The sequence below is a fragment of the Nonlabens dokdonensis genome, assembly GCF_002162835.1.
GTDB lineage: Bacteria > Bacteroidota > Bacteroidia > Flavobacteriales > Flavobacteriaceae > Nonlabens > Nonlabens dokdonensis_B.
In genome coordinates, this window is record NZ_MAAX01000061.1 from 1 (window position 1) to 12,933 (window position 12,933).

Genomic DNA, 12,933 nt, shown 5'->3' on the forward strand with positions numbered 1-12,933 from the left:
ATAGTAACCTTCCTTCATAAGTGCTCTCATAACATTTCCTATCACTCGGCCACGAGTGGTATTTGCAATACGACCAAAGTCAAAGGTATCTACCCAAAAGAACACTTTTAAATTTACCGTACTTGTCGCGAGTTCATCTTCTATAACATAATTAACGTGTTCTTCATCGCTCACCACTTTAGGATCTGCACTCAAAGCTTGCATTATAGTTTGTTTGGCGCCATTAATATCATCATCATAATCAACTCCTACTATAAAATCCCATCTAAAGAAACCGTCCTCGGTATAGTTAGTTACTGGCGTTGTGATTACATCAGAATTAGGAATGTACACGTCTTTACCATCAAAGGTCTTTAATTTTGTATGACGGAAACCTAACTCTTTAATTCGCCCAAAATTATCGCCTATCTCTACCGTATCATTTACATTAAATGGCCTGTTAAAACTTAAGATAACACCAGCGATAAAATTTTGACCTATATCTTTAAAGGCAAAACCTAAAACCACAGCACTAGCTCCAGCGGTGGCAAGTATTCCTGCACTTATATCGCCCAGACCAGCGGCACGTAATGCAATCATTATAAAAACGATAATGAACATAAAGCGTATCGCTTTACCTAGAAAACGGCTCATCAAAGGATCTTTAGTTCTAAAACGCACACTTCTACGAGTAATATTACCTAACAGCGTTGCAATAAGAACACCTAATATGATAATCGCTAGGCCTAAACCTAGCCTAGGTAAAAACGCTATAAAACTTTCATAGTAATTTACAGTTGTCTCTGTTATAGTTTTAGAAAAATCAACATCTTCCGGCTGGGTTTGAATAAGCATGATGGTTTGGGTTTTACGTAAAGATAGATTCTAGAATAATTCTTTTTGTTAAGCATTAACTAAAAACTTTGTAATAGAAAACTCTCATGTATTTTTACAGCATGAAAGAAAACCATCCATCTATAGCTATTATAGGAGCTGGAGTAAGCGGTCTTACTGCAGCAATAACGTTGCAAAAAGCAGGTTACCAGACCACTATTTATGAAGCCAACTCGTTTGTAGGAGGTCGCGTTTATAGTGACACTAGCAGGTCTCAAATACTTGATCACGGCTTTCAAGTCATGCTAGATGCTTATCCAGCCGTTCAAGAGTTTCTAGATGTAGAAGCGCTCAAATTGAGAAAATTTGTTCCTGGATCTATCGTTTTTAAAGACGGCAAAAAATACCGTTTGGGCGATGCTTCTAGAAATTCAAGTTTTTTATGGAGCACCATTGTTGCTGGAGTAGGAAGTATAAAAGATAAATGGCTGGTGTTCTCGCTTTCGCGAAAGCTGAAACAAAAATCGATTCAAGAGATATTTGCCTCTCCTGAGGTAACAACATTAGCTTACCTTCAAGACTTTGGTTTTTCGGCTAAAATGATCAATAGTTTTTTCAAACCATTTTATGCGGGAATCTTTCTTGAAACAGAACTTTCTACCAGCAGTAGGATGTTTGAGTTTGTATTCAAAATGTTTGCCGAAGGAAACGCGACGATTCCAGCGCAAGGAATTAAAGCCATTCCAGAGCAATTAGCTGCTCAATTACCTAAGGAATCGCTTATTTTGGACAAAAAAGTAACTTCTGTAGTTGGTAATGAAATCACCTTTGAAAACGGAGAAAAAGCAACCTCGGACTTTACCATAATCGCTACGCCTGCAGGAAAGTTGGTTCCTAATCTAGCTAATCAAGAACAAAACTGGCATCAAGTTACCGTACTTTATTTAGATACCGATCATACAGGTTTTGACGAGGCGATCATCGGACTTGTTGCAAATGAAGATTCTTTGATCAATAACTTCCATTTTCTTCAGGATGTTTTTGACGATCATAAAAATATTATCAGTGTTTCAGTGGTAAAAAAGCACACGTTGAATAACGAGCAATTAACCGAGCGAGTAATCAAAGAATTAAGAGAAGAAACAGATATCAAAGCAAGCAGCTTGATTAAAATGTTTCACATCAATAAAGCTTTACCACAATTAAATTCACTCAACAATTGCATGCATCCTACAGAAACCCAGCTTACAGAGCATATTTTTCTGGCTGGTGATCACTTAAGTAATGGATCGCTTAATGCCGCCATGCTCAACGGTAAAGCTGCAGCACAAGCGGTCATGAGTAAAATAGATGGAAGTGTATTGTTGTAAAGGGTTTAGAAATATTTGAGTAGCATTTATGATAAGACTTGGCTGGCTATAACCTCAAATCATTTCTTCTCTATCCATTTTAAGAATTCATCCACATCCACGATAGACCAACTATGCGGATTTCTAGTTCCATCGCTAAGGAAACCTTTGTTTTTAGTTTGTATGAGTTCTACATTTTCCCAGCCACTTTTGTTCAATAAAGTTGCAGTTTTTTGAATGGTGTAGGAATTGCTGCTTTCAAAATCAACTTGTCTTGTTTCTTTAAGCCACAAGGTATCTGGCTCCGTGTAAAAACGCAGACTTCCGTTTTTTAAATAGTTGATGTTCTCAAAATTATCGGTTTTTAAAGTTACAGGTGATACTTTTTGAATATTATCCAGTACCGTAGTTTCACCTTTAAAATTGTTTTCAAATAGGTCTACTAGAAATTTAGGTTCGGCTAGTCGGCGTTCACTAAAATCTGTTCGTTGTACATCTTTATTAGAACTTTCGTACAAGGCGTACAAATCAATGGGAGAATCTATTATAAATGTCTTGTCTGGTGCAATTTTGGATTCGCTTTTATGAAGATGATTAGCAAGCATTAGGGAAGTAGAACCACCTATGGACATGCCGCCCATGATAATATGATCTGTCGGTAATTGATGATCTTCAACAGCTTTTTCTAGCACAGAAGATAGTGCTGTTGTGGTGGTTTCATCTAAATACAATCTACCAAAGTTCATTAACAAAACAGAGATACCTTGACTTGTCGCTTTGTCTAATATTTTAAAATCTGCTTTAGTTTCCTGAGATGTAGTTCCGCCACCAGGAAAAACGATCAATAATTTTGTCGAATTTTTTACTTTGTGTAATTCATAATCTTCAGTGGAGATGATTTCAACGTTCACTGGATCTTTAGGTGTATCTTCTTTTTTCTCTTTGCAACTGATACAAATTAGGAGGAGAATGAATAGGATTCTTTTCATGGCGATTGTAAAAAGAGAAATTTAGTTATAATAAATGAATCTCACTTTGAACGTGAGTGAATTTAAAGATCAAAATCATTGCAAGAATTTCATTCCGTTTAGTAAAAACATAAAATCAAATTGTTTAAACGTAAAAATTCAAAGGAACAAATAGCTGAATCACTTGTAAAACTGTTAAGAGAAAATGTAATATTGCAATCTTAAAATTCAACACATGTCAGAGCTGCTTAAACAACTAGAAGAACGATCAGGAAACGCTTGCGAATTATGCGGCGCAACAGACAGCCTAGAGCAAAAAGTTCATCTAGACGTTTACGAAGTGCCAGATTCTCCTAAAAATGTAAAGGACACATCTATTCTAGCTTGTGAGACTTGTAGAACGCAGCTAGAAGATGAAAGCCTAGTTGATCCTAATCACTGGCGAGCGCTCAACGATTCTATGTGGAGTCCAGTTCCAGCGGTTCAAGTTGTGGTATATCGCATGTTAGACCAACTAAGACCACACGGCTGGCCAGTAGATCTCATCGATATGATGTATATGGAAGAGGATACCAAACAATGGGCAGAAGATGGCATCCAGCGCGGTCCAAAAATCATTCACAAAGATGTAAACGGTAATATCTTGCAAAGAGGTGATAGCATCGTTTTAATTAAAGATCTCGATGTAAAAGGTGCTGGTTTTACCGCAAAACGTGGTACGCCAGTACGTAACATTACTTTAGTTCATGATAATGCTGGTCAGGTAGAAGGTCGTGTAAATGGTATTCACATTGTTATTCTTACCGAATACGTAAAGAAAACTTCTAAAGACGAGTAGTACCTATTTAGAACTAGGATCAGAAATCATCCCTTTAAAACTAGAATTACTAGGTAATTCATAAAGTTCTAGATTGAAATAAGGAACTGCTGCAATCAGGTGATCAAAAATATCTGCCATGATGTATTCGTAGTTTTTCCATCGTTTGTCACTACTGAAGGCATACATCTCGATAGGAATTCCATGAGCTCCTGGTGGTAGTTGTCGTACCATAATCATCATGTCTTTATTGATCCCAGAATGATTCTCTATATAAGTTTGCATGTATTTTCTAAAGACACCTATGTTAGTTAAATTTCTACCATTGATGAGTGCTGCTTTGTTGATTTGGTTATTCTCGTTGTAGGTATTAATGTCTGCCTGGCGTGTTTCTAAATAGCTGCTTATTAAATCTATTTCTTTTAACTTATCTACTTCATTTGAAGTTAAATAAGATATGCTATCTAATTTAATACTTAAGGCACGTTTAATGCGTCTTCCTCCAGAGTTTTGCATGCCTCGCCAGTTTTTAAACGAGTCAGAAATCAATGCATAAGTAGGAATAGTGGTGATTGTTTTATCAAAGTTTTGAACCTTTACCGTAGATAAATTGATCTCGGTCACATCACCATCGGCTCCATATTTTTCAAATGTGACCCAATCACCTATACGCACCATATCGTTTACAGATACTTGAATACTTGCCACAAATCCTAGAATCGTATCTCTAAAAACAAGAATGATGATAGCAGATGCCGTTCCTATAGTCGTAACAAACTTGATGAACTCAATTCCTGTAATGATCGCAAAAGCCGATAATGTCCCTATGATCCATGCAAAAATCATAAATACCTGAATGTAGCTATCTATAGGCTTGTCATTAAATCGTGGTAAGGTTTTAAAGTAATCTTTAAATGTACCGAGAATACTGCGTACAATCCACAAGGTTAGAATAATACCAAAAACCTGCAGTCCTTTTTCTATTAAATTTTCCACATAAGGAAAATCTACCAAGACTTGCGGTATGAATTCTAAAACCAGTAGTAAAGGCACGATATGCGCCACATTACGCGGCACGTTATTCTGAATCAGTAAATCGTCAAAATTGGTTCTTGTTTTCCCAGCAAACTGCGCAAAAACTCCTATGATAATTCGTTTTATGATTAAGTCTAGTATTAATGCTACAATCAACAAACCAATAAGTAGGGCAGCAGCATTAAGGTAACCAGCGGTACTTTCAGAAAGTCCTAAGTCAATTAGATAATCATAAAATATATGCTCGATTTTCATAGAAAAACCTGATTAGTTTTGATAATATTTAATGAAATACAAAAATAAGGTTCTATTGATAGATAAGTTATTCTAAGATCGTGTTTATTTAAGGTGTTTTTGTTATCTAGCTTTTCCTTCGACAAACTCAGGACGCAGCGCGAAAGCTGAATAATGACTCATCACCTTTATTAGGTTTAAAATCTTAGAAGAATACCGAGTCAAAAATACCCTAAAAGCAAACTGTCTAAAAAACAGAAACCAATTTGCTTGATGTTCTATTTTTTAGACAGTTTTAAATTCGTAAGAATTGGTCTATCTGGACGCGTCGTTGCGTTCTAAGTTGTTGTTGCGCTCGCCGCCTTGACTGTGGATTTTATTTTCCTCGTCATTTAGGCCGTTGGGGCCATTTCCTTTTTTGGCTTCATTTCTTCCAGGAATATCCAGGTCTTTACCAGCAAAATCAACTTTGTCCTTTCGGTTTCTTAGTAACTCGTCAGAGCTGGCATCGCTGTGTAAATGCGCATTATCTTGTCTCAGCAAGTCTTTATCTTCCTTTGTAATTTCAGGATTGTACTTTAAATCTTTGTCGTTAGTGGCGTTATCTTTCTTCATTTTCATTGTGTTTTTCTTAAAGATAAACAACACAGTAGAAAAAAGCGCCCAATTAACGTAATCACAACAAGACTTAACAAGAGTTTTGTATTTCTGGACCTGTTCCTGCTATTCTTCTTCCATTGCGTGCGCTAGAACGTCTTCTTGCTCCAGTTGATCATTCATATCGTTGCGAGTAGGAACAGAATCCTTGATCGCTACAAAAGACTTTAAACGTTCCATGTCTTCTTCTTCGCCAGTAAAATATGGGAATACGTCCACAATAGGAGACTCTGCAATGGCCGGAATGGTGTATTCTCCCATCGTGTCTTTCATAGTGCTTACCGTGTTATCAAAAGCTTCTTTAACATCATTTGCCTGCACGAGCAAATACATATTGGTCTTGCGTTCTTTACCGCTTTCTTCGTCAAAGGCAATCAAAGACAAACGAGACTTGAACCATCGGTCAGTATTCTCAAAAGGATGGATCTCAGCAAAGTTGGCCACTTTAATATTGGTTATTTTAATTTCCTCATCGTCTGGCAAGTAAGCAGCCATTTCTTGGGTGATTCTACTTTCGGCTTCTGTATAAGAAATCGCATCTACTAAGAAAGGTTCTGTTTTGATTTTATGAGTACCGCTTGCCTCATCAAATTTTCTATATTTTACTTTACACTCGTACCAGGTTGCGCTCATCGTTTTATTTTTTAGGACGGCAAATGTAAAGGGAAAGTGGTGCTGGTTTTAAAGTTTTTTTGGAGAGATATTCACAATGGGTGGTTATATGTTTTTGGTGGTTTGGATTTAGGGGATTCGTTGTTTTTTAATAAATTTTCTACCTATCTAAAACCTATGCTTCATCTCTCGATTACTACCAGCATCTAATAACTTATGAAACTTTTTGATAGAGGAGAAGTCGGCTGTAATGGCGTCTGTGGCTAAGATTCCTGCAACTCTAGTTTCTAGAATGTCATTTACATCTTCTGTAGTAATCCCGCCAAAACCTAATAAAGGTATCTCAGTTTGTAAAGCATTTGCGATAGCAGCAAAACCATTGATGCCTAAAGCTTTTTGAGAGGCTTGTGAGTTTTTAAATGGTCCTAAAGCGATGTAATCCACTTCTTTTTTTACTAAGTCTTGACATTCTGCTAATGTGCTGGCAGCAGCGCCTAGACTTTGCCATGCTAGGAGTTCTTTGCGAACTAGAGTAGGAGACGCATCTTTTTGATCTAGGAAAACGCCATCTGCTTTTAGTTGTATGGCGAGTTTATAATCGGTTTTTATAAATAAACGCGTTTGAAAATGTGAGGTGATGTTGTGAATTTCTTCTGCTAGTGGCAATCGCTCATCTTTATCAATGTGTTGTAGATCCAGTTGCACGGCTTCTATTCCAGAGCTGCAGGCTTTCTGGATGTGTTCTTTGTGTGCTGCCGCTGTATTGGCATTGGAGATAAAATGTAGCTTTGGGATCATAAAATGGAGTTCTGACTGCAAAAATATCTTATTAAAATAGGATTAGCGATTGGATAGCGTACTTTATTCTGTTTGGAAAGCTCGTAAGCAAGTCTTTCTATGAACTTGGTTCAAAAAATATACTGCTTGAATTGTGGTTTATGATGGTTGTTATTCCGCTTTCGCGAAAGCGATATTCTAATCAAATTTTATTTAAAAATATCGATCTTCAAAACTATTGTAACGTGTTAATCTATTGAAAGGTAAACGCTTGTATAAATACTCATTTGCAAAATGGCGAAATATACTCATGTATAAGAAGTAGTAATAGTCTTACTTTGTTAGACATCCCGTCAATTACAAACCAACCTTTTAAAAAAAATATATGAGTTATTTATCCTTTCATCCAGAACATGAACCATCACAAATAGACCGAAAAAAGTCGGGAAAAGCCCGCAAGGCGTTTTCAGAATGGTTGATAGAAAACTACGGTACTGACTACGAAAAAAGCTTGATGCACCAGCGTTCCTTAAAAATGGCGCCTGAAGTAACAAAAGCCATTACTACTGATACGATTCAAAAACCTCTCGTGGGAATTATAGGTGGTGGTTTTGCAGGTTTGTATGCTGGGTTGATTTTACAGTCCTTAGGGATCGAATTTGAACTCTTTGAAGGATCTGATCGAGTAGGAGGACGCATCGATACCTGGTACTCCACAAAATATGATGCCAATGATAAAAATAAAGCCGGACTTTATGGAGAAGTAGGCGGAATGCGCATCCCACAATTCTCCGAAGATATGTTGCCAGTGCAACAGCTCACACTTGCAGTAAATGCGGTGCTCAAGCGTAACGGAATGAATGATAAAATGCTCAACTGGAGAAAATTTTATTACAGCTCACCAGAGCAACGCATGCGTTACAATAATATGGAGAAGCCTATCATGGCACAAGATGCAACGCTGGACACGCTCAATTTTGATAGAGAGCAAGGTGGCGACATTGCAGAAGTATGGATGACAGCAGTAAAACCTGACAACGGTCCAGCTTACTTGCCTATCAATAAAATTTTAGATAAGGTCAATGAGCCATTTATTAAGAAAATCAATGAGTCATTTTCTGATGGTTTTAAAATGCTTATGAATTATGATAACTATTCCATGTGGGCTTACTTGACTAATGTTTTTGAACTCAAAGATCTGGAGGAATACTACGATCCGGCAATGGGTAATAAAACAGATCATTTACCTTATAATGTGGTGAGTTATCTAGAAACCTTGAACGTAGGAACAGGAATGTATTCGGTTTCTTTCGTAGAAATGATCCTGGCTACTTATGATTGGGATGGAAGTAAAAACTCTTACGATCCTACAGATCCTAATATTTACATGGTAACCCTAGATAAAGGAATGCAGCATTTTCCTGATGCTTGTAAAGAAGTACTGAATCTAGAAGATGGAGTTTTACCAGACGATGGAAATAGAGCTCAAATTTTAGTAGGTATGATTCCTGGAACAAATGGTGAGAAAGGTTACTCTCCAGATAATCTAACACCAGCTGCAGAGCCGCCTAAAACTGTCCCACCAGCACAGGCAGGAGATCCAGTAAGAAAAAAACCATCCTATAAAAGGGAACGCGTGTATATGAATCATCGTGTTTCTGGAGTGACTTATGATCCAGACTTATATAATGGTCAAGGCGGCATGAATATGCGAATCAAGCATAAAGGTGAATCGATTAAAAAGCAATATCCTTATGTGATCAGTACTTTACCTAATGGCGCTTATTTAAACGGAGAGAAAGACAGCAACTTCTTTGAAGGATTGTCTTTTAGCAAAGCGAGAGCGATAAGAGAATCTAATTATATGCCTTCATTTAAAGCGTTTATTACTTTTACTGAGCAATTTTGGGCGATTCTAGGAAAGAGACAAGATTCCGGTTTAGGAGTAGGAACGTCAGACCGTTCTAATAGACAGATCGTGTACCCATCTTATGGATATGAATCTCAAGGTGGCGTGTTGCAGGTCTATTGCTGGGCGCAAGATGCAGAGCGTATGGGAGCACTGACTGATGAAGAACGAGTAAATGAATGCTTGAAAGGAATCCAATTCTTATATCCAGAAATAGATATTTATAAATTCTTTGCTGGTTACAAGCCAGAGGAAACGACTAAAACTTGGTTTTGGGACAATCATGCTAATGGTGGCGCTTTTGCTTTATTCAAACCAGGCCAATTCAAGAATTTGTATCCTACGCTACTGACACCAGAATTTGAAGGTTCTTTGCTACTAGCAGGAGAATGTTGTTCTGTGCATCACGGCTGGATCGTTGGCGCGCTAGATTCGGCTTACAATGCAGTATTGAACATTTTAAAACAAAATGGTGCCGAAGATAAAATACGTCAAATGGAACAAACATGGGGTTCTTTATCCAGTCCAGATACAGCGGTTCAAAAGATGCAAATGAAAAGAGAACATGTATAAGCGGTAAGAATACAGCAAGTAAATGAGTAATGGTTGATTGGAGAAGCTGTTTGTAGCCATAATTTTAGAGGTTGTATGGGGTAATTAAAAGTATCTCTGACTAAAAAAATGGGTTCATAAACAGTTTCTTTTTCTATATAAAAAAAGCACCTCGCTAGAGGTGCTTTTAACAATTACAATTAAGATAGTTACTATCCTAGATATGACTTAAGGATCTTACTTCTTGAGTTTTGACGTAATCTTTTGATTCCTTTTTCCTTAATCTGGCGCACGCGCTCACGAGTTAAATCAAAGGTCTCACCGATTTCTTCTAGACTCATAGGTTGTTGATTACCGATACCGAAGTAAAGGGAAATCACGTCTGCTTCTTTTTGAGATAGCGTTTCTAAAGCACGAGTAATCTCTAGTGTAAGAGATTCATGCAATAGCTCTCTGTCTGGATTAGGAGACTCACCACTACGTACAACGTCGTAAAGGTTAGAAGTCTCTCCTTCTTTGAGAGGCGCATCCATGGATACATGACGACCTGCATTCTTAAGGGATTGCTTTACATCGCTTACCGTCATGTCCAGTTCTTTTGCAAGTTCTTCTGGTGAAGGTGGACGCTCATGCAATTGCTCAAGATGAGAAAAAGCCTTATTAATCTTGTTAATGGAGCCGATCTTGTTCAATGGAAGACGCACGATACGTGACTGCTCTGCTAGTGCTTGTAAGATGGACTGGCGTATCCACCATACCGCGTAGGAGATGAATTTAAAACCACGTGTCTCATCAAATCTTTTTGCAGCCTTTACGAGTCCGGCGTTACCTTCATTTATGAGATCGGGAAGTTTAAGCCCTTGATTTTGATACTGCTTTGCAACAGAAACCACAAAACGTAAATTTGCGGTGGTCAACTTCTCAAGAGCTCTCTGATCACCTTTCTTAATGCGCTGTGCCAGTTCCACTTCTTCCTCTGCAGTGATCAAGTCAATTTTAGAGATGTCTTGTAGGTACTTATCCAGCGATTTTGATTCACGGTTTGTAACCTGTTTGGTGATTTTGAGTTGTCTCATTTAAATAATAAAGATTAAAAAATTAATGACCTAACAGCTTTTGTCAGGTAGTTACTATATAGCAAAAATCATACCAAAACCGTATTTACTGACGTACTTTCAGACTAGTAATAGTGCGACTTTCACTACATTTTATTAGTCGGTAAAAATATAATTTTGTTACATCTTAAGTAACGTAAAAGTTAGGGTAATGTTATATAAGTGAGTAGAACTCCTTTAAATTAGGGCCATAAAGACTATACAATAACTTTATAAATAGGTAATCATTGGGGCAAGGATTCTTATAATCTCGCTTTCGCGAAAGCGGTATCTCAACAATCTTTCTTGAAATAAATTAATAATAAATAGAGAAAAACCTGTCAGAATGCTAAATAATAGAAAACATGACAAACAAATGTCAGACAGAACAACACTACTCTTATCCAATTGCTTTGGACTAAACGACGTTGTACGTTTCTATCTGCTGGTTGTACATCTATTTTTTGGTGTAAAGGTATAAACACAAAGAAGGTGAGCAACCAATTCAAAATTATTAGACCCAATGCTAGAATTTCTAACGAATTATAACTTGTTCTTGTAATTACTAAAAATCCAGCAAGAGCAATTTGTGCCATCATTAAAGGAGCAACAATTACAGTAATTCGTCCTGTATAAGTTAAGTGCCATTTTTCTAATGAATGACTCTCATAACGAAGGAAACTTGGGTAAATAATAAGCTGTACCATCCAGATAAGAACGACCAGCCCAAAATCAATCAGTAATTGAATCAATGGTAAAATGCTCATAGTTTAGATATTTTCCATGCCCAATATATAAGCAGTGGATGTATTAAAATTAACCTGAAATATCCGATCCATTCTGGAATACAAAGGTCGCCAGCGCAACTTCCTATCTGTATAAAATATACATGAGAAATAATAAAGGCGGCCAGCATAGCAATTGCTAGGTAGCCAGCAAACTTTCTTGTAGTGCGAATTAATGCTAAGACTGCAACCGCTATTTCTACCGCTCCAGCAGCATAATTGAGAAGTATTTTATTGCCAAGCCAATCAGGAATGACTTTTAAATATACTTCTGGCGTAATGAAATGCATGATTCCTGCAAACGCATAAAACGCTACAAAAGAGTAGAGGAGCAGCTTTCTTTTTAACGTAGTTGCCATTTATAGTCGGTATGCACTTTTTTAAGAATCAAGAAAAATGGAATCCACCAAATGAAATCATTAGTAATCAACGTATAAATGAACTCAAAAGGAACGATGTCTTGCATAAAATTGAACAAGAAACCAATAGGACCAAAAATTTTACCTAAGAAACCAACTGCAACAATAGGCCAGTGTTTCATAGGGTTGTAACTTGCCCACCAGTAACCTAGACCATAAACACCTATCACCATTCCCATTCCTTGCCATACCATAGGATGATTTAAAGGTTCCATTCCCACGAGATCAAAAAAATGATCGGGAAACAGTACTACCCAAGCGCCCCAGATTAAATTATAAATAGCGGCTAGTTGTAAGGTAAGTTTCATATTTTTTTCTTCTAGGTCAATCGATCACGTGGTTCATTACAATATTCTACAAAATTGTAATTACTTTAGAAATACCCAAATTTAGAATAGACTGCTACAAAAATTTTTTATACGTTCTTCTTCTTTTATGAAGAATAGGATCGTAATTTTTCCATGACGCCTGTACAGCAAGGTTGTCCTCAAGTTCTGGATTAGTCTCGCATTTTGTGATACCGTAATTCATAAAGTTTTGAGTGACATTTCTAAACATCATGGCGGTGACACCTTTACCTTGATATTCTGGATCAATACCTATCAAATAAAAAGCTGCTTCGTTATTTTTCTTTTTGGCTTTTAAAAGATGGATAAAACCAAAAGGGAAAAGCTTTCCATTTGCCTTTTGTAAAGCTTTAGAAAATGAAGGCATTGTTATCGCAAAACCTATAAGCTTATTCTGTTGATCTACAACCAATTCTATAAAATCTGGATTAATAAAAGGTAAGTACTTTTCCTTATATAAATCAATTTGGTATTGTTGTATAGGAACGTATGTTACAAGATTACTGTAGGTTTTGTTTAATAAATCAAACATTTCATCTACGTACGGTAGTATTTCTTTAACGGT

Annotated in this window: 14 protein-coding genes; 3 read left to right on the forward strand and 11 right to left on the reverse strand. The window is 36.9% G+C overall.

The annotated features are described in order from the left end of the window. The coding region (locus A9Q93_RS03595; RefSeq protein ID WP_303686011.1) for a mechanosensitive ion channel family protein at window positions 1-834 on the reverse strand (834 nt) is incomplete at its 3' end. An 86-nt stretch (window positions 835-920) separates the two neighbouring features. Here A9Q93_RS03595 and A9Q93_RS03600 point away from each other — a divergent pair. Further along, window positions 921-2,183: an NAD(P)/FAD-dependent oxidoreductase gene (locus A9Q93_RS03600; RefSeq protein WP_303686012.1), complete on the forward strand. Its 1,263-nt coding sequence runs from the start codon at window positions 921-923 to the stop codon at window positions 2,181-2,183. A 59-nt stretch (window positions 2,184-2,242) separates the two neighbouring features. Here the strand turns inward: A9Q93_RS03600 and A9Q93_RS03605 are convergent, their stop codons facing one another. Then, window positions 2,243-3,151: a hypothetical protein gene (locus A9Q93_RS03605; protein ID WP_303686013.1), complete on the reverse strand. Its 909-nt coding sequence runs from the start codon at window positions 3,149-3,151 to the stop codon at window positions 2,243-2,245. A gap of 214 nt (window positions 3,152-3,365) precedes the next feature. Here A9Q93_RS03605 and A9Q93_RS03610 point away from each other — a divergent pair, with 214 nt between their 5' ends. Further along, complete coding sequence (locus A9Q93_RS03610; protein ID WP_303686014.1) at window positions 3,366-3,968, forward strand: alkylphosphonate utilization protein; 603 nt, start codon at window positions 3,366-3,368, stop codon at window positions 3,966-3,968. A gap of 3 nt (window positions 3,969-3,971) precedes the next feature. On the opposite strand, the gene A9Q93_RS03615 is transcribed toward A9Q93_RS03610, so the two are convergent. The 4 genes from A9Q93_RS03615 to A9Q93_RS03630 form a co-directional block, all read right to left on the reverse strand. Next, complete coding sequence (locus A9Q93_RS03615; protein ID WP_303686015.1) at window positions 3,972-5,237, reverse strand: mechanosensitive ion channel family protein; 1,266 nt, start codon at window positions 5,235-5,237, stop codon at window positions 3,972-3,974. A gap of 294 nt (window positions 5,238-5,531) precedes the next feature. Further along, the gene (locus A9Q93_RS03620) at window positions 5,532-5,831 is read right to left on the reverse strand and encodes a hypothetical protein (protein ID WP_303686016.1); all 300 of its coding nucleotides are present in this window, start codon (window positions 5,829-5,831) and stop codon (window positions 5,532-5,534) included. Between the two features lie 108 nt (window positions 5,832-5,939). Next, window positions 5,940-6,506: a DUF4494 domain-containing protein gene (locus A9Q93_RS03625; RefSeq protein WP_303686017.1), complete on the reverse strand. Its 567-nt coding sequence runs from the start codon at window positions 6,504-6,506 to the stop codon at window positions 5,940-5,942. A 147-nt stretch (window positions 6,507-6,653) separates the two neighbouring features. Continuing rightward, complete coding sequence (locus A9Q93_RS03630) at window positions 6,654-7,283, reverse strand: thiamine phosphate synthase (RefSeq protein WP_303686018.1); 630 nt, start codon at window positions 7,281-7,283, stop codon at window positions 6,654-6,656. Between the two features lie 364 nt (window positions 7,284-7,647). On the opposite strand from A9Q93_RS03630, the gene A9Q93_RS03635 reads away from it, so the two are divergent. Next, on the forward strand, window positions 7,648-9,744 hold the full coding sequence (locus A9Q93_RS03635; RefSeq protein WP_303686019.1) for an FAD-dependent oxidoreductase: 2,097 nt from the start codon (window positions 7,648-7,650) through the stop codon (window positions 9,742-9,744). A 191-nt stretch (window positions 9,745-9,935) separates the two neighbouring features. Here A9Q93_RS03635 and A9Q93_RS03640 read toward each other — a convergent pair whose 3' ends face one another. The 5 genes from A9Q93_RS03640 to A9Q93_RS03660 all read right to left on the reverse strand — a co-directional run. Further along, window positions 9,936-10,799, reverse strand: a complete 864-nt coding sequence (locus tag A9Q93_RS03640; protein ID WP_015363810.1) for an RNA polymerase sigma factor RpoD/SigA — start codon at window positions 10,797-10,799, stop codon at window positions 9,936-9,938. Between the two features lie 359 nt (window positions 10,800-11,158). Further along, entirely contained in the window at window positions 11,159-11,584 is a 426-nt protein-coding gene (locus A9Q93_RS03645; protein WP_303686020.1) for a DUF1772 domain-containing protein, read from the reverse strand. Continuing rightward, window positions 11,581-11,961 (reverse strand): hypothetical protein, encoded by a 381-nt coding sequence (locus A9Q93_RS03650; protein ID WP_303686021.1) that lies wholly within the window; start codon window positions 11,959-11,961, stop codon window positions 11,581-11,583. The genes A9Q93_RS03645 and A9Q93_RS03650 overlap by 4 nt, the downstream gene beginning before the upstream one ends. Continuing rightward, window positions 11,946-12,329 (reverse strand): alkyl hydroperoxide reductase, encoded by a 384-nt coding sequence (locus A9Q93_RS03655; protein ID WP_303686022.1) that lies wholly within the window; start codon window positions 12,327-12,329, stop codon window positions 11,946-11,948. Before A9Q93_RS03655 ends, A9Q93_RS03650 begins: the two co-directional genes overlap by 16 nt. Window positions 12,330-12,423: 94 nt before the next feature. Further along, a partial coding sequence (locus tag A9Q93_RS03660) for a GNAT family N-acetyltransferase (protein ID WP_303686023.1) occupies window positions 12,424-12,933 on the reverse strand: 510 nt, incomplete at its 5' end.